Source organism: Rhizobium acidisoli, assembly GCF_002531755.2.
Taxonomy (GTDB): Bacteria; Pseudomonadota; Alphaproteobacteria; order Rhizobiales; family Rhizobiaceae; genus Rhizobium; species Rhizobium acidisoli.
Genome location: NZ_CP034998.1, coordinates 4,153,264 through 4,168,410, shown reverse-complemented (window position 1 = coordinate 4,168,410; position 15,147 = coordinate 4,153,264). Strand labels below are relative to the sequence as shown.

General features: G+C 60.0%; 16 protein-coding genes. 6 read left to right on the top strand and 10 right to left on the bottom strand.

Annotated features, from left to right (window positions below; all coding sequences use genetic code 11):
- Positions 1-19: 19 nt before the first annotated feature.
- The 5 genes from gyrB to CO657_RS20270 all read right to left on the bottom strand — a co-directional run bounded on the left by gyrB (position 20) and on the right by CO657_RS20270 (position 5,349).
- The gene (gene gyrB, locus CO657_RS20290; protein ID WP_054185496.1) at positions 20-2,455 is read right to left on the bottom strand and encodes a DNA topoisomerase (ATP-hydrolyzing) subunit B; all 2,436 of its coding nucleotides are present in this window, start codon (positions 2,453-2,455) and stop codon (positions 20-22) included.
- Between the two features lie 135 nt (positions 2,456-2,590).
- Positions 2,591-2,968, bottom strand: coding sequence for a helix-turn-helix domain-containing protein (locus CO657_RS20285; RefSeq protein WP_054185473.1), 378 nt, complete (start codon positions 2,966-2,968; stop codon positions 2,591-2,593).
- Positions 2,965-3,534: a Smr/MutS family protein gene (locus CO657_RS20280; protein WP_054185474.1), complete on the bottom strand. Its 570-nt coding sequence runs from the start codon at positions 3,532-3,534 to the stop codon at positions 2,965-2,967. Before CO657_RS20280 ends, CO657_RS20285 begins: the two co-directional genes overlap by 4 nt.
- Positions 3,534-4,652, bottom strand: coding sequence for a murein transglycosylase A (gene mltA, locus CO657_RS20275; RefSeq protein WP_054185475.1), 1,119 nt, complete (start codon positions 4,650-4,652; stop codon positions 3,534-3,536). The genes CO657_RS20280 and mltA overlap by 1 nt, the downstream gene beginning before the upstream one ends.
- A complete protein-coding gene (locus CO657_RS20270) occupies positions 4,645-5,349 on the bottom strand; it encodes a Tim44/TimA family putative adaptor protein (protein WP_003589525.1) in 705 nt (234 codons plus the stop codon). The genes mltA and CO657_RS20270 overlap by 8 nt, the downstream gene beginning before the upstream one ends.
- A gap of 131 nt (positions 5,350-5,480) precedes the next feature.
- Between CO657_RS20270 and CO657_RS20265 the strand changes: the two genes are divergently transcribed.
- Together CO657_RS20265 and secB are read left to right on the top strand one after the other, a co-directional pair.
- Positions 5,481-5,987 carry an FxsA family protein gene (locus CO657_RS20265; RefSeq protein WP_054185476.1) on the top strand — a complete coding sequence of 169 codons (507 nt, stop codon included), beginning with the start codon at positions 5,481-5,483 and terminating at the stop codon, positions 5,985-5,987.
- A gap of 101 nt (positions 5,988-6,088) precedes the next feature.
- Entirely contained in the window at positions 6,089-6,571 is a 483-nt protein-coding gene (gene secB, locus CO657_RS20260) for a protein-export chaperone SecB (protein ID WP_054185477.1), read from the top strand.
- A gap of 66 nt (positions 6,572-6,637) precedes the next feature.
- Here the strand turns inward: secB and dnaQ are convergent, their stop codons facing one another.
- The 5 genes from dnaQ to CO657_RS20235 are packed head-to-tail and all read right to left on the bottom strand — an operon-like array spanning position 6,638 to position 10,268.
- Entirely contained in the window at positions 6,638-7,360 is a 723-nt protein-coding gene (dnaQ, locus tag CO657_RS20255) for a DNA polymerase III subunit epsilon (protein ID WP_054185478.1), read from the bottom strand.
- Complete coding sequence (coaE, locus tag CO657_RS20250) at positions 7,353-7,964, bottom strand: dephospho-CoA kinase (protein WP_054185479.1); 612 nt, start codon at positions 7,962-7,964, stop codon at positions 7,353-7,355. The genes dnaQ and coaE overlap by 8 nt, the downstream gene beginning before the upstream one ends.
- Positions 7,964-8,821 carry a shikimate dehydrogenase gene (locus CO657_RS20245; protein ID WP_054185480.1) on the bottom strand — a complete coding sequence of 286 codons (858 nt, stop codon included), beginning with the start codon at positions 8,819-8,821 and terminating at the stop codon, positions 7,964-7,966. The genes coaE and CO657_RS20245 overlap by 1 nt, the downstream gene beginning before the upstream one ends.
- Positions 8,814-9,413: a Maf-like protein gene (locus CO657_RS20240; RefSeq protein WP_054185481.1), complete on the bottom strand. Its 600-nt coding sequence runs from the start codon at positions 9,411-9,413 to the stop codon at positions 8,814-8,816. Before CO657_RS20240 ends, CO657_RS20245 begins: the two co-directional genes overlap by 8 nt.
- Before the next feature lie 33 nt (positions 9,414-9,446).
- Positions 9,447-10,268, bottom strand: a complete 822-nt coding sequence (locus CO657_RS20235) for a pyruvate, water dikinase regulatory protein (RefSeq protein ID WP_003589532.1) — start codon at positions 10,266-10,268, stop codon at positions 9,447-9,449.
- A gap of 400 nt (positions 10,269-10,668) precedes the next feature.
- On the opposite strand from CO657_RS20235, the gene hemE reads away from it, so the two are divergent.
- The 4 genes from hemE to mnmE all read left to right on the top strand — a co-directional run bounded on the left by hemE (position 10,669) and on the right by mnmE (position 15,141).
- Positions 10,669-11,715 (top strand): uroporphyrinogen decarboxylase, encoded by a 1,047-nt coding sequence (gene hemE / locus CO657_RS20225; protein ID WP_054185482.1) that lies wholly within the window; start codon positions 10,669-10,671, stop codon positions 11,713-11,715.
- Positions 11,716-11,717: 2 nt separating this feature from the next.
- Positions 11,718-12,254 (top strand): protoporphyrinogen oxidase HemJ, encoded by a 537-nt coding sequence (hemJ, locus tag CO657_RS20220; RefSeq protein ID WP_054185483.1) that lies wholly within the window; start codon positions 11,718-11,720, stop codon positions 12,252-12,254.
- Between the two features lie 199 nt (positions 12,255-12,453).
- Positions 12,454-13,719 carry a transcription termination factor Rho gene (gene rho, locus CO657_RS20215; protein WP_003589536.1) on the top strand — a complete coding sequence of 422 codons (1,266 nt, stop codon included), beginning with the start codon at positions 12,454-12,456 and terminating at the stop codon, positions 13,717-13,719.
- A gap of 102 nt (positions 13,720-13,821) precedes the next feature.
- The gene (gene mnmE, locus CO657_RS20210) at positions 13,822-15,141 is read left to right on the top strand and encodes a tRNA uridine-5-carboxymethylaminomethyl(34) synthesis GTPase MnmE (RefSeq protein ID WP_054185484.1); all 1,320 of its coding nucleotides are present in this window, start codon (positions 13,822-13,824) and stop codon (positions 15,139-15,141) included.
- Positions 15,142-15,147: the final 6 nt, after the last annotated feature.

The following is a 15,147-nucleotide window of genomic DNA, read 5'->3' as shown; positions in this document are numbered from 1 at the left end:
TTGCTTGTAAAAATGACAATCAGATATCGAGGTTTGCGACGCTCAGCGCGTTGTCCTGGATAAATTCGCGCCGCGGTTCGACTTCGTCACCCATCAACCGAGCGAAGAGACCGTCGGCATCGGTGGCGTCGGGGACCTTGACCTGCAGCAGGGAGCGCACGTTCGGATCGAGCGTCGTTTCCCAGAGCTGTTCGGCATTCATCTCGCCAAGACCCTTATAACGCTGCATGGTGAGGCCCTTGCGGCCGGTCGCGAAGATGGCGTCGAGCAAGGCGCGCGGGCCCGAAATCTCGAGGTCGCCTTCGCGGCGATGCAGCGACGGCGGCGTCTGATAGATTTCCTTGAGCCGTGACGTCAGCTGGTCGATGTGCCGGGCATCGGAGGAGCCGATCAGCGCCATGTCGAGCACGACGATTTCCTTGACGCCGCGGACCATGCGTTCGAGACGCAGACCGCCATCGCTGGTCAGATCGCCCTGCCAGCCACGTTCGGTTTCCTCGGCGATGATGTCGAGGCGACTTGCCACCTCGCTCGTCAATGCCTGGGCTCTTGCCCGGTCGCTGACGCGTTCGGCATTGAGAGCGCCGGCGATCGCCGCCTGTTCGATGGCCGCACGATTGTAACGCGAATGGAGATTGTCGAGCAAAGCGCGCATGCGCAACGCGTCGAGGATAACCTCACGCAGATCCTGGCCGGTGCGGACTTCGCCGCTGCCGAGCTTCAGCGCCGCATCTTCCAGGCCCTGGCTGATGAGGTATTCCTCCAGCGCCTTTTCGTCCTTCAGATACTGCACCGACTTGCCGCGCGAGACCTTATAGAGTGGCGGCTGGGCGATATAGAGATGGCCGCGCTCGATCAGTTCCGGCATCTGGCGGAAGAAAAAGGTCAGCAGCAATGTGCGGATATGGGCGCCGTCGACATCAGCATCCGTCATGATGATGATCTTGTGATAGCGCAGCTTTTCGACGTTGAACTCGTCCTTGCCAATGCCGGTGCCGAGTGCTGTGATCAGCGTGCCGATTTCCTGACTCGACAGCATCTTGTCGAAACGGGCACGCTCGACATTGAGGATCTTGCCGCGCAACGGCAGGATCGCCTGGTTTTCGCGCGAGCGGCCCTGCTTGGCCGAGCCGCCGGCGGAATCGCCCTCGACGAGGAAGACTTCCGATTTTGTCGGATCACGCTCTGAGCAGTCGGCGAGCTTGCCGGGCAGCGAGGCGATATCGAGGGCGCCCTTGCGGCGGGTCAATTCGCGGGCTTTGCGGGCCGCTTCGCGCGCGGCCGCTGCCTCGACGACTTTGCCGACGAGAATCTTGGCTTCGCTCGGATGCTCTTCGAACCAGGTGTTCAGCGCCTCGTTGACGAGACTTTCGACAACCGGACGGACTTCCGAGGAGACAAGCTTATCCTTGGTCTGCGAGGAGAATTTCGGATCGGGCACCTTGACCGAGAGCACCGCCGTCAGGCCTTCGCGGCAATCCTCGCCCTGCAGCGTCACCTTTTCCCTTTTGGTGATGCCGGAACTGTCGGCGTAGGATACGACCTGTCGTGTCAAGGCAGCGCGGAAACCGGCCATATGCGTGCCGCCGTCGCGCTGGGGAATGTTGTTGGTGAAGCAGAGCACGTTCTCGTGGTAGCTGTCGTTCCACCACATCGCCACTTCGACGGTAATGCCGTCCTTTTCGCCGCGGATGGCGACCGGCTTGTCGACGAGCGACTTCTTGGCCCGGTCGAGATAGGCGACGAAAGCCTCGAGGCCGCCGTCATAACGCAGCTCTTCCTGCTTGATATCGGAATGGCGCTTGTCGGTCAGCAGGATGCGCACGCCCGAGTTCAGGAAGGCAAGTTCGCGCAGGCGATGCTCGAGCGTGCCGTAGTCGAACTCCGTCATGGTGAACGTGTCGGTGCTCGGCATGAAGCTCACTTCCGTGCCGGTCTCATTCGGCGCTTCGCCGGTGACCTTGAGCGGCGCATCGGCCACGCCATGGGTGAAGCTCATTTCATGGATCTTGTCGTGGCGGCGGATCTTCAGCTTCAGCCAGACGGACAATGCGTTGACGACGGAGACGCCGACGCCGTGCAGGCCGCCGGAGACCTTATAGGAATTCTGGTCGAACTTGCCGCCGGCATGCAGCTGCGTCATGATGACTTCAGCCGCCGACACACCTTCGCCGGTATGAATGTCCGTCGGGATGCCGCGGCCGTTGTCGGTGACGGTCACCGAGCCATCCGGATTGAGCGTGACGGTGACGATGTCGGCATGGCCGGCAAGCGCTTCGTCGATCGCGTTGTCGACGACTTCATAGACCATGTGATGAAGGCCGGAGCCATCGTCGGTATCGCCGATATACATGCCGGGACGCTTGCGCACGGCATCAAGGCCCTTCAGAACCTTGATGGAATCTGCGCCATATTCGGTGCTTACGCCGTTTTCCGTCGCGGATGTATCGCTCATTCTGTCGAGATTTTCCCTGTTGTCGTAAAGCTGCGGCGCGCCTTGCGAATCACCGGCTTTCTTCACTCTCGTATATAGGTTTTTTGGACACACTTCCCAATGGCAAGTCCCCTGAACAAGGCATAAAACAGGGGATTATGACGCTTTTCCGTCGCCTTTGACGCCATTTTCGAGAAGAGCGGATAGCCGGCCTATCTCTGCACTGTCAAGGCTGCGGATCCGCCGCGCCAATCGGTTGGCAAATTCGGTATATTCCGGCGGCAGGCCTGATGTGTCGATGACGACGCGCGGGTCGGAGGAGCGGGCGAGCAGAAACAGTTCCTCGGCCTCATCCCAGATGATGTTGAAATAGCCGGCGATGCGCTGCAGCAGATCGAATGTCGGCAAACCGCGCTTGCCATGTTCCAGCGCCGAGAGATAGGCGGGAGAGACATTCAGCGCTTCCGCCATTTCCTTCTGCGAGACACCCTTACGCGCTCTCAGCTTGCGAACCGCCTCTCCGAAAGGGGTCATGGCTTTTCCCCATGCCGCCGCGAGAGGCGAATGTAGAGAGCGCCCTCCCCGCCGTGATGCTGTGCGGCCGACTCATAAGACGAGATCAGGTAGCGGAATTCCGGCTTCGAGAACCAGAGCGGCACGGCCCGCTTCAGCGCGCCGTCGCTGCCCATCGAGCTGCCTTTGCCGGTGATGACCAGGACGTGGCGCATGCCGCGCTCGTGGGCGCGCATCAGGAAATCGAGCAGGATGACATGAGCCTCGCTCTGCACCAGCCCATGCAGGTCGATGCGCGCTTCGAGCGCCAGCCGGCCCTTGGCGATCTTGCGCTTGACCGGCTTTTCCAGTGGATGATGCACGCCAGCCGGCGGTTTCGGCGCCGAGGGTGCTGCCGGCTGAGGCGGCAGAGGCGCGGCGGATGTCTGCTTTCCTGCCTTCTCCTGTTCGGCCGCCGCTTCGGCTTCGACAAGAAAAGCATCGAGTTCGGTCAACGCACCCGCCTTACCGGGCATCGGCCGCGTGCTGCGGGCAACCTTGCCCCAGAGGATCCTCTCGTCCGCGCTGAGTTTTCGATCCCTGGCCATCAGGCGAACCGTCCGGCGGCGCCCTGGGGAATAAGGATGGCGAAATCGGCGTCGTTGCGAACGGTGCCGGCCCTTTCTCCCGCCAGATCCCCCGAGCCGGTGAAGATATCGCCGCGCGACGGTCCGACGATCGCCGAGCCGGTATCGAGCGCCAGCATCAGCCGGCGGAAGGGCCGGCCGTGATCGAGATGGGTGAGGCTTTCGGAGCGGATGAAAAAGGGAAAGCCGAAGTTATGGATCACCCGGTCGACGGCAAGCGAGCGTCCGGCAAGAAGCGGCACCTTAGCGGCGGCGATCGGACCGGCCTCGGGATCGGCCACCAGCGCCTCACGAAAGAAGATATAGGAGCGATTATGCCACAGCACCTCGTCGACGTGCTCGGGATTCCGCGCCAGCCAGGCGCGGATCGACTGCATCGAGATGTCGGCGCGAGCGATCTCGCCTCGGTCGATCAGCAGCTTGCCGACCGCCGAGAAAGGATGGCCGGCCTTCGCCGCATAGGTGATGCGGCCGATGCGGCCGTCGCTGTAACGCAAACGGGCCGCACCCTGCACATGCACGAAGAAGACATCGACCTTCGACTTCGCCCAGGCGATTTCGAGACCTCGGCCTTCGAGAAAACCCTGGTCGATGGCGCGGCGATCCGGATAGGCAGCGATATGGCCGTCATGCAGGCGGCCGAAAGCATAGGAACTGTCGAGCTCGGCGGGGCGATTGGCATCGTCGAGATCGATCAGATCGTCCGGGCGCCGGTAGAAAGGAAAACGGAAAACCTCGTCCGGCTGCTCCGACACCTCGATATCAGGTTCGTAAAAGGCGGTGACGAAACCGGGATTGCCATCCTTGCGGCGAATCAGGAAGGGCCGACAATGCGTCTCGAAAAAGGCGCGCGCCGCTGATGGCGATGACGGCGTGAAATCTTCGGCGGCGTGCAGAAGCGGCAGCAGGTCTTCCGAACTCAGGCCAAGCGATCCGGTGCGGTAGGCTTTGACATCGCTGATCTGGCGGCGGCAGCGTCGCATGACTTCAAAAAGGCCGGAGGGATCGTCATCCTTCCAGCCTTCCAGGGTGTCGAAGCTTATGGCCTGCAGGACGAAGTCCGATGCGTGGTCACTCATGTTCCGATTCGGTCGCCACGAGTTTCCAGTTCGGATCGCGCGAGCGGGTGTCGCGGGCGAAGGTCCAGAGGTCGTTGACCTCGGCGACGTTTTCGGCATCGCCTTCGATCAGCACATCCGCTTTGTCGTAAGTCGCCGATATCAGCTGGCTGATGATGCGAACGGTGATCTGCGCTTCGCTGCCCTTCGTCTCCGCATGGGTGATTTCGGCCTTGTCGATGCCGACGAAAGTGGACTTCACTTTCTCGCCCCGGGTTTCGCGCTCGCCGATCGCAGCATCGAAGCCATCATAGACCTCGCGCGACAGCAGGTTCTTCAGGGTTTTCCGGTCACCATCGGCATAAGCCATGACGATCATCTCGTAAGCCATGCGGGCGCCGTTCAAAAATTCCTTCGGGCTGAAGGCCGGATCGGCCTTGTTCAGCGCGCGCAGCGATTCGTTGAGCGGCGTTCCGGGTGCGGCGAAGGCGTCGATGGCGGCGAAACGATCCTCATCCTCCGTCGTCGCATCGCGGCGCGGCAGCGTCACGACTTTGCCGGCATCGGCGGCTTCGGCCGGAGCCGCATCGCGCGGCGTATAGAGATCGCGCGGCGGCTTCTCATTTCCTGTGCGGCGCCCGAGCACGGAGCGGAGCTGAAAGAAAATCAGCACTGCCGCCACCAGGAAGAATAATGTGATGAAGTCGTTCGAACTCATATCGTATCGCAGCCGCCGTTAACATCTCTGATTTGTACTCCCATATAGTCTGCCTATACAGATGATTCAAATGATGGCTGGCATCTTCGCCGGCGCCAAGAGGAGACCGGCAAGTCCGGGACATCACGACCATGCGTTTTTCCATCCTGCCAGCTTTCATTCTGCTGCTGCCGCTCGCCGAAATTGCCGGTTTCGTCGTCGTCGGCCGCGCAATCGGATTGTGGCTGACGCTGGCGCTCGTCATGCTGGGCTTCGTTCTCGGGATGGTTCTGCTGCGCCGGCAGGGCATCGGTATTTTGCGCCGCATGTCGAGCGAAGGACGAAACGGGGTGATGCCGGGCCGCGAGTTGCTGCGGCCGGCGATGAACGTCATCGCCTCGCTGCTGCTCATCATTCCCGGTTTCATCACGGATGTCATCGCAATCCTGATCCTCATTCCGCCGGTGCGTGTTTTCGTCTGGCGGTGGGTCGCCAAACGCTTCGTCACCGTCAACGCCAGGAGCGGCTTTTCCGCTGGGCCGAAACCGGATTTCCGCGACCGCAACCAGAATTCGAAGGTGGTCGATCTCGACGACGAGGACTATCATAGGGAGCCGGACCGTAACTCGCCATGGTCGGGCAAACATCTCGGAGATTGAGGCGCTTCGACCGATCAACGGCGGCAAGCGCTCAGGGTTGTAAGCCCTTCCCTGAAATGTTAGATGGCGGCACCATTCCCATGCCCCTCGAGGAAAAGCCAATGGCAGACGATAACAACAGCAACGGTGCGGCCAGCCCCACCCTTTCGATCCTTGCGCAGTATACCAAGGACCTATCCTTCGAAAATCCGGGTGCGCCGCGTTCGCTGCAGGCCCGCGACAAGGCGCCGACGATCAACATCAATGTGAACGTCAACGCCAACCCGCTTTCGGATACGGATTTCGATGTCGTGCTGTCGCTGAATGCGGAAGCCAAGGACGGCGACAAGACGGTGTTCCATACGGAACTCGCTTATGGCGGCGTCTTCCGCGTTGCCGGTTTCCCGCAGGAACATATGCTGCCGGTTCTCTTCATCGAGTGCCCGCGCATGCTCTTCCCCTTCGCCCGTCAGATCATCGCCGACGTCACCCGCAACGGCGGTTTCCCGCCGCTGATGATCGACCCGATCGACTTCACGCAGATGTTCGCCCAGCGCGTTGCCGAAGAACAGGCCCGCGCCAAGGTTGAAGCCGTTCCGAACTGATCGGATTTTTCGGTTTTGAGATGCGGATGCCCGGGCAAGTCCCGGGCATTTTCAATTGAGGCCGGTTTAGTTCAGGCTGGCATATTTCGCCCAGATGCCTTTTTCACCGAGCTTGGCGACGAGCGCCTCATGCGCCTGCGCCTCGGACTGGCTGAGGCGGGGGGCAAGCGGGCGGGGCCGCTCGAGCACGGATGCAATCACCACATCGTCTTGCTCAGTCGCATCGCCGCGACCGTTCTGCCCTGATGTAGCGGTCATGCTCAGGCCGAAAGCTGCCTGCCTGCCGCCGATCATCTCGATATAGACTTCGGCGAGCAGTTCGGAGTCGAGCAGCGCGCCGTGTTTGGTGCGGTGCGAATTGTCGATGCCGTAACGCCGGCAGAGCGCGTCGAGCGAATTCGGCCCCATCGGATGTTTGCGCCGCGCCATCGACAGGGTGTCAAGCACCCGCTCCGGCAGGATCGGCGGCAAACCGATCCGCGCCAATTCGGCGTTGATGAAGCCCATATCGAAGGTGGCGTTGTGGGCAATCCACTTGGCGTCGCCGAAGAAGGTCAGGATTTCCTCGGCGACCTCGGCGAAGGGTTTCTTGTCCTTCAGGAATTCGTCGGTGATGCCGTGCACGGCGAGCGCATCCGGATGAACCTTCTGATCGCCTGGATTGATGTAGATATGGATCACATTGCCGGTCGGGAAATGATTGAAGAGCTCGATGCCGCCGATTTCGATGATGCGGTCGGCGCGGTTGTCGAGGCCGGTGGTTTCCGTATCGAAGATGATCTCACGCATTCCGGAAATCTCCCTTGTCAATCCGCGTTTTCAGGTCGGCGATAATCTCCAGCACCCGTTCCTTCGTCTCCGCGATACTGCCGCTGCTGTCGATCAGATAATCCGCCCGGCGCCGTTTTTCCGCGTCCGGCGTCTGGCGTGAGAGAATCATTTCGAATTTTTCCTCGGTCATGCCTTCGCGCGCAAGCACCCTGTCGCGTTGAATCTGTGGACCGGCGCTGACGACGACAACGACATCCACTCTTTCCCAGGCGTTGGTTTCGAAGAGCAGCGGAATATCGAGCACGACCATCTCAGTGCCGGCGCGGCGCTGCCGCTTTAAAAATTCCGTCTCGCGTTTGCGCACCAGCGGATGGACGATCGCTTCCAGGCGTTTGAAGCCACCGGGATCAAGCGCCAGCTGACGGCCGAGTTCGTGCCGGTCGACGGCGCCATCCTTCATCGTGCCGGGAAAGGCGGCATCCACCAGGGGTGCGGCCTCGCCGGCATAGAGATCGTGGACCACGGCATCCGAATCGTTCAGCGGGATCCCGGCCTCGGCAAAGAGCTTGCCCGCCGTCGATTTTCCCATACCGATGGAGCCGGTCAGTCCGATCTTCAGCATCAGTGTGCTTCCATATCGGCGATAATCAGCGCGCGCAGTGCTGCGTCGACGACAGGACGCTTGCCGAACCATTTTTCGAATCCCGGCACGGCCTGATGCAACAGCATGCCGAGACCATCGACGATCGGAAATCCCTGCTCTTGCGCCTGCGCCAGGATCGGCGTCTTCAGGGGGATATAGACGATATCGGTGACGACGGCTCCAGCCGCAAGAGGGGTGAAGTCGAGTTGGGGTGCGGCTTCGCCGTCCATGCCGAGCGAGGTGGTATTGATGAAGAGGCCGGCGCCTTTCATGACCTCGACAAGCGCACCCGCCGGATGGGCCTCAACCTTCGGACCAAAGCGATCGGCCAGTTCACGGGCGCGTTCGACGGTGCGGTTGACGACGTGAATCGTCTTGAAACCACGATCACGAACCGCCTGGATGATCGCCCGGCTGGCGCCGCCGGCGCCAAAGACGACCGCCGTGTCCTGGCGGTCCCAGCCCGGATGGCGTTCGTCGAGATTGGCGGTGAAGCCGCGGCCGTCGGTGTTCGTCGCATGCAGCAGGCCATCGTCCAGCCAAAGCGTGTTCGAGGCGCCGAGCTCGTGCGATAGTTCGTCCGGCTTGTCGGCGAGACGGAAAGCCAGTTCCTTGTGGGGAATGGTGACATTGCCGCCGGTAAAGCCGGAACTGCCATCCTTCAGCGAAGCGATGAAATCGGCAAAGGCCTCGGGCGCCACTTCATGGGCGCGATAGCTGCCTGGCAGGCCGAGCGTCTTCAGCCAATATCCGTGGATCAACGGCGAGCGCGAATGCTTGACCGGAAAGCCCGTGACAAACGCTTTCGGCCCGAATGTTTCACGTGAATCACCCATCGATCGCTCCGAGGTCTCGTAATTTTTCCAGAAGCGGCAGCATCGGCAGGCCGAGAATGGTGAAATAATCACCTTCGATTTTCTCGAACAGCTGGATGCCCTCCCCCTCCAATTGATAGGCGCCGACGCTGGAGAGCGCCTTGTTGCCGACCCGGGCCAGGTGCCGGCCAATGAAATCCGCCGTCAGCGGCCGCATGGTCAGATCGGCATGGGCGAGATGTTCCCACACCACAACACCGTTGCGGACGATTGCCACAGCGCTGTTCAACCGGTGGGTTGCTCCCGAAAGAGTCTGAAGGTGATTGGCCGCCTCTACCATATCCGTGGGCTTATGGAAGACGCGATCGCCGAGCGACATCGTCTGATCCGAACCGATGACCAGGCCATCGGGGAAACGGCTGCTGACCTCTTCGGCCTTGGCCCTGGCGAGAACGAGAGCAACGGCATCTGGTTGAGCGCCAGCTTTTTCCAACGGGGCTTCGACCGCCCGTTCATCGATCTGCGCGGCATGCGCCTCGAAGGATAGGCCGGCATTTTCCATCAGCATCCGTCGAAACGGGCTCGACGATGCAAGGATGAGTTTTGTTGTCATAGGCTCCTCGACGTACCGGCTGCCGGTCAGCGCTTAGCGCAGCTTTGGGCGCAGGGCAACGATTGCCGCGGCGGTTTCCTCGATGGAGCGGCGAGTGACGTCGATCAGCGGCCAGTTGTGGCGAGCGCAGAGCGAGCGGGCATATTTCAGCTCCTCGGATATTGCGGCGCGATCGGTGTAGTGTTCACGATCGAAGCCATGCGTCGCGCCGAGGATGCGATTTTCCCGCACCTGGGAGATACGGTCGGTGGTGGCGATCAGGCAGACGATCAGCGGCTTGGTCGTCGTGAACAGGCTCTCCGGCAACGGCACGCCATAAACGATCGGAATGTTCGCCGTCTTGATGCCGCGGTTGGCAAGGTAGATGCTGGTCGGTGTTTTCGACGTGCGGCTGATGCCGATGATGACGACATCGGCGTCATTATAATCGTCCGGCATCTGGCCATCGTCATGATCCATGGTGAAATTCAACGCTTCGATGCGCGCGAAGTATCCGGCATTCATCACATGCTGGGCACCGACCCGACGGCGCGACGGCGCACCGAGATAGATCTGAAACGCATTCATGACCGGCTCCAGCACATTCACCGAGGCGACACCCATCTCGACGCAGCGTTCATCGATCAGGCTCGCAAGCTCCCGGTCGACGATCGTATAGAGCACGATGCCGGGGGCATCATCGATCGCCTGCAGAACCGGCAGCAGCTGCTTGCGGTTACGGATCAGCGGATAGACATGTTCGATCGGCTGCGCGGATCTGAACTGCGCCGATGCGGCGCGCCCGGCGGAGATCAGAGTCTCCCCGGTTGAGTCAGAAATCAGATGCAGATGAAAGAAGTTCGTTCTGTTCTCCACGCTATTTTCCACTGCCTGTTGAAAAGACTGGATGAAACAGAGCTAAGGCGGCGAGGCATCTCCCGGCAAGGGAAAACATGCCCCCTTATCCACATTTCGAATTTTGCAGATCGGTTTCGGCAGGCCCTGTGGACGATGTGGAAGAGGTTGAATTGTCGAGATGAGGTCCACAGCTTATCCACAGCCACGAGAAAAATCATTGATCCGGAAGGATTTGGAATCATTTTCAGATTCGGTTTCTCCCCGAACTTTCGATGAAATGGCGAAATCCTTCCGATATTTTTTGCGAGCACGCGACAAATGGCATCGGCAGTGGATGGATTTTAATCCTTGATAGACACCGACTCTAAGAAATAGAAACCTTTTAAAATATCTTTGATTTTTTATAGGGAAGAAGCGCTTGAGCGACACGCGCCGAAAGATCATGAGGGTTCTCGAAGGTGAAAGCCTCTCCCCTCCTCCTCTCTGGCTGATGAGACAGGCGGGACGTTATCTCCCGGAATATCGGCAGACACGGGCAAAGGCCGGAAGTTTCCTCGATCTCTGTTATACGCCCGATCATGCCGTCGAAGTGACATTGCAGCCGATCCGCCGTTATGGCTTTGACGCCGCCATTCTGTTTTCCGATATCCTGGTTATTCCCGATGCAATGAAGCGGAACGTCCGGTTCACCGAGGGTCATGGCCCTGAGATGGATCCAATCGATGAAGCCGGTATCGGGCGATTGAACGGGGAAGAGGTCGTCGATTATCTCAGACCGGTTCTGGAAACGGTGCGGCGGCTGCGCCAGGAGTTGCCTGATGAGACGACGCTGCTCGGCTTCTGCGGGGCGCCCTGGACGGTTGCGACCTATATGATCGCCGGTCACGGCACGCCGGATCAGGCCCCTGCCCGTCTCTTCGCCTACAAACATCCCCGCGCCTTCGAACAGCTGCTGATGCTGCTTGCGGATGTGTCGGCCGATTATCTCGTCGCCCAGATCGATGCCGGCGCCGATGCCGTGCAGATCTTCGATTCCTGGGCTGGCGTTCTCGGCGAGAGGGAGTTCGAGGCGTTCGCGATCCGGCCGGTTGCGCGAATGATCGCTTCGGTCAAATCGCAGCGGCCGCAGGCGCGCATCATCGCCTTTGCCAAGGGCGCCGGTTACCAGCTGAAGAACTATCGTCAGAAGACGGGCGCCGATGCGATCGGCCTCGACTGGTCGGTGCCTTTGGCCTTTGCCGCCGAACTTCAGAAGGACGGACCGGTGCAGGGCAATCTCGATCCGATGCGCGTCGTTGCCGGCGGGCGGGCGCTCGAAGAGGGTATTGACGATATTCTGCAGCATCTCGGCCATGGCCCGCTGATTTTCAATCTCGGCCACGGCATCACGCCGCAGGCCGACCCCGAGCATGTGCGCCTGCTGGTCGATCGCGTGCGGGGCGGCCAGATGCGAGGCGGGAAGTGACGATGGAAAGGCAGACCGATCGCAGACCCGGCGCCTATGCCCGCCGGCGCGCCCATTTTGCGCTGGTTTTCTTCGCGCTGATGGCGGTCGGGCTTTTCGCCTGGAACCCTGATAATCTCTATCTCTGGATCAAGGCGCTGCACATCATCGCGGTGATTTCCTGGATGGCCGGGTTGTTCTATATGCCGCGGCTGTTCATCTACCACACCGATGCCGAACCGGGCTCGGTGCAATCGGAAACCTTCAAGGTGATGGAGCGCCGGCTGCTTCGGATCATCATGACGCCGGCGATGATGCTGACGTGGATTTTCGGCCTCTATCTCGCCTGGTCCGTCTATGGATTCCAGGGCGGCTGGCTGCATGCCAAGATCGGCCTCGTCGTGCTGCTGACCGGTGTTCATATGTTTTTCAGCCGCGCGGTCCGCGCCTTCGAGCAAGATGAAAATCGCCGCTCCGCGCGCTATTGGCGCTTCATGAACGAAGCGCCGACCTTGCTGATGATCGTGATCGTGATCCTTGTCGTGGTGAAGCCGTTCTGAGGCGAAAATCGCCCTCAGGTTAAATTTGCTTCATTTTAAGCAGCCCTCTTGCGGCGGCGATTGCGAGTCGCTATTTTCCGCGCAACTCATCTACGTGGCATGTGTGTAGAGTTCAGTCGTCTGCGAGCCCTTTCGCGGTACCGAATACGACCCAACATCGCCTTTCCCCTTCAAAATTGAAAAGAGTATTGGTCACTTCATGGCTGAAATGAAGCTTCAGGAACTTAAAAGCAAATCCCCGACGGATCTTCTGGCTTTCGCCGAATCGCTCGAGGTCGAGAATGCCAGCACGATGCGCAAGCAGGAGCTGATGTTTGCGATCCTCAAAATGCTTGCCAGCCAGGATGTCGAAATTATCGGCGAAGGGGTCGTCGAGGTTCTGCAGGATGGTTTCGGTTTTCTGCGTTCGGCCAATGCAAACTACCTGCCGGGTCCGGACGATATCTATATCTCCCCCTCGCAGATTCGCCGGTTCTCGCTCAAAACAGGCGATACGGTCGAAGGGCCGATCCGGGGACCCAAAGAAGGCGAGCGCTATTTCGCGCTGCTGAAAGTCAACACCATCAATTTCGACGATCCGGAAAAGATCCGTCACAAGGTTCATTTCGACAATCTGACGCCGCTCTATCCGAACGAGCGTTTCAAGATGGAACTCGAGATCCCCACTTCCAAGGATCTGTCGCCGCGCGTCATCGACCTGGTGGCGCCGCTCGGCAAGGGCCAGCGCGGACTGATCGTCGCGCCGCCGCGCACCGGTAAGACCGTGCTGCTGCAGAATATCGCCCATTCGATCACGGCAAACCATCCGGAATGCTATCTCATCGTTCTTCTGATCGATGAACGCCCCGAGGAAGTGACCGACATGCAGCGTTCCGTCCGCGGCGAGGTCATCTCCTCGACCTTCGATGAACCGGCCGTGCGCCACGTCCAGGTGGCGGAGATGGTCATCGAAAAGGCGAAGCGCCTTGTCGAGCATGGCCGCGACGTCGTTATCCTGCTCGATTCGATCACCCGTCTCGGTCGTGCCTACAACACCGTCGTTCCCTCCTCAGGCAAGGTCCTGACCGGCGGTGTCGACGCCAACGCCCTGCAGCGGCCGAAGCGTTTCTTCGGTGCTGCCCGCAACATCGAGGAAGGCGGTTCGCTGACGATTATCGCCACCGCGCTGATCGATACCGGCAGCCGCATGGACGAAGTCATCTTCGAAGAGTTCAAGGGTACCGGCAACTCGGAAATCGTCCTCGATCGCAAGGTCGCCGACAAGCGTATCTTCCCGGCGATGGACATTCTGAAGTCCGGCACGCGTAAGGAAGACCTGCTCGTTCCGCGCCAGGATCTGCAGAAGATCTTCGTCCTCCGCCGCATTCTGGCCCCGATGGGCACGACCGATGCGATCGAATTCCTGATCGACAAGCTGAAGCAGACGAAGAACAATTCCGACTTCTTCGACTCGATGAATACATAATCCTTAGCCGGATTCATCCTATAGAAGCTGGAGGCATCCGAACGATGTCGCCAGCTTTTCTGTTTGGCAGGATCGATTCGGGCTCGAACCGAAACAGGCGATATGGCCATGTTGCATGATACGATCTATGCGCTATCGAGCGGTGCCACACCCTCAGGTGTGTCGGTCGTTCGAATCAGCGGCCCGTTGACCAAAGACATATTGGCGAGGCTCGTCGGATCAGTGCCGACAGCCCGATATGCCGTACGGCGAACGATTCGGACTCGTAACAACCAGCCGATCGACAGCGGCCTCGTATTGTTTTTTCCTGGGCCACACTCGTTTACCGGCGAAGACGTCGCCGAACTTCAGCTGCACGGCAGCAAAGCCGTGCTGGCGGCGCTGTTTGAGGCCCTTGGTGAAATGCCAGGCGTTCGGATGGCGGGTGAGGGCGAGTTCTCCCGCCGCGCTTTTGAAAACGGTAAGCTCGATCTCGTCGAAGCCGAAGGCCTGGCCGATCTTATCGGCGCCGAGACCGAGATGCAGCGGCGTCTTGCGGTCGAACAGAGTGCCGGCGGGCTTTCCCTGATTTACGATTCGTGGGCGAAACGATTAACGCGCGCCCGCGCGCTGATCGAGGCGGAACTTGATTTTCCCGACGAGGATGATGTTCCGGGCTCAGTATCCGACATGGTCTGGGCTGAGATGGAAAGGCTACACCATGATATCGGGCAGCACCTGTCGGCAGCCTCGGCGGGAGAGATTATCCGGGACGGCTTCAAGGTGGTCATCGCCGGGGCGCCGAACGCGGGGAAATCCAGCCTGCTGAACGCTCTCGCGCGACGCGACGTGGCGATTGTCACGGATATCGCCGGAACCACCCGCGATGTCCTGCAGGTCGATTTCGATATTGATGGCTACCTGATCAAGCTTTATGACACGGCGGGTCTTCGCGAGGCGGATGACCGGGTCGAGATGGAGGGCGTGCGGCGCGCACGTGTCGCGCTCCGTGATGCCGATCTGGTGCTGCTGCTAGTCGACATGACAAACCCCCTGCTCCCTGACGACTTGGACCAGGCTTCGCCACATGTTACTGTCGGGACGAAGAAGGATCTCGTCGATGTCGTCTCGGGTCATTACGACCTGCAGATCTCGACGACAACGGGTGACGGCTTGTTGGAATTGCGGCAGGTGATCGGCAACAGCGTTGCGACGCGGCTTACCGGCCTGTCCATGGCAATTCCCAGCCGCCAACGGCATAAGGATTCGCTGGCGAAATGTTTGGCGGCGCTTGAGAACGCCATCTCGGCGACGGATGTCAATCTTGAGCTGCGCACCGAACAGCTTCGCATTGCTGCGGACTATTTGGGCAGAATTACCGGCAGAGTGGATGTCGAGCAGCTGCTCGGCGTAATCTTCTCAGAGTTTTGTATCGGCAAGTGATTCACG

Bases quoted from the DNA above. Each gene is read 5' to 3' on its own strand.
- gyrB (WP_054185496.1), bottom strand. From the start codon at position 2,455: ATGAGCGATACATCCGCGACGGAAAACGGCGTAAGCACCGAATATGGC.
- CO657_RS20285 (WP_054185473.1), bottom strand. From the start codon at position 2,968: ATGACCCCTTTCGGAGAGGCGGTTCGCAAGCTGAGAGCGCGTAAGGGT.
- CO657_RS20280 (WP_054185474.1), bottom strand. From the start codon at position 3,534: ATGGCCAGGGATCGAAAACTCAGCGCGGACGAGAGGATCCTCTGGGGC.
- mltA (WP_054185475.1), bottom strand. From the start codon at position 4,652: ATGAGTGACCACGCATCGGACTTCGTCCTGCAGGCCATAAGCTTCGAC.
- CO657_RS20270 (WP_003589525.1), bottom strand. From the start codon at position 5,349: ATGAGTTCGAACGACTTCATCACATTATTCTTCCTGGTGGCGGCAGTG.
- CO657_RS20265 (WP_054185476.1), top strand. From the start codon at position 5,481: ATGCGTTTTTCCATCCTGCCAGCTTTCATTCTGCTGCTGCCGCTCGCC.
- secB (WP_054185477.1), top strand. From the start codon at position 6,089: ATGGCAGACGATAACAACAGCAACGGTGCGGCCAGCCCCACCCTTTCG.
- dnaQ (WP_054185478.1), bottom strand. From the start codon at position 7,360: ATGCGTGAGATCATCTTCGATACGGAAACCACCGGCCTCGACAACCGC.
- coaE (WP_054185479.1), bottom strand. From the start codon at position 7,964: ATGCTGAAGATCGGACTGACCGGCTCCATCGGTATGGGAAAATCGACG.
- CO657_RS20245 (WP_054185480.1), bottom strand. From the start codon at position 8,821: ATGGGTGATTCACGTGAAACATTCGGGCCGAAAGCGTTTGTCACGGGC.
- CO657_RS20240 (WP_054185481.1), bottom strand. From the start codon at position 9,413: ATGACAACAAAACTCATCCTTGCATCGTCGAGCCCGTTTCGACGGATG.
- hemJ (WP_054185483.1), top strand. From the start codon at position 11,718: ATGGAAAGGCAGACCGATCGCAGACCCGGCGCCTATGCCCGCCGGCGC.
- rho (WP_003589536.1), top strand. From the start codon at position 12,454: ATGGCTGAAATGAAGCTTCAGGAACTTAAAAGCAAATCCCCGACGGAT.
- mnmE (WP_054185484.1), top strand. From the start codon at position 13,822: ATGGCCATGTTGCATGATACGATCTATGCGCTATCGAGCGGTGCCACA.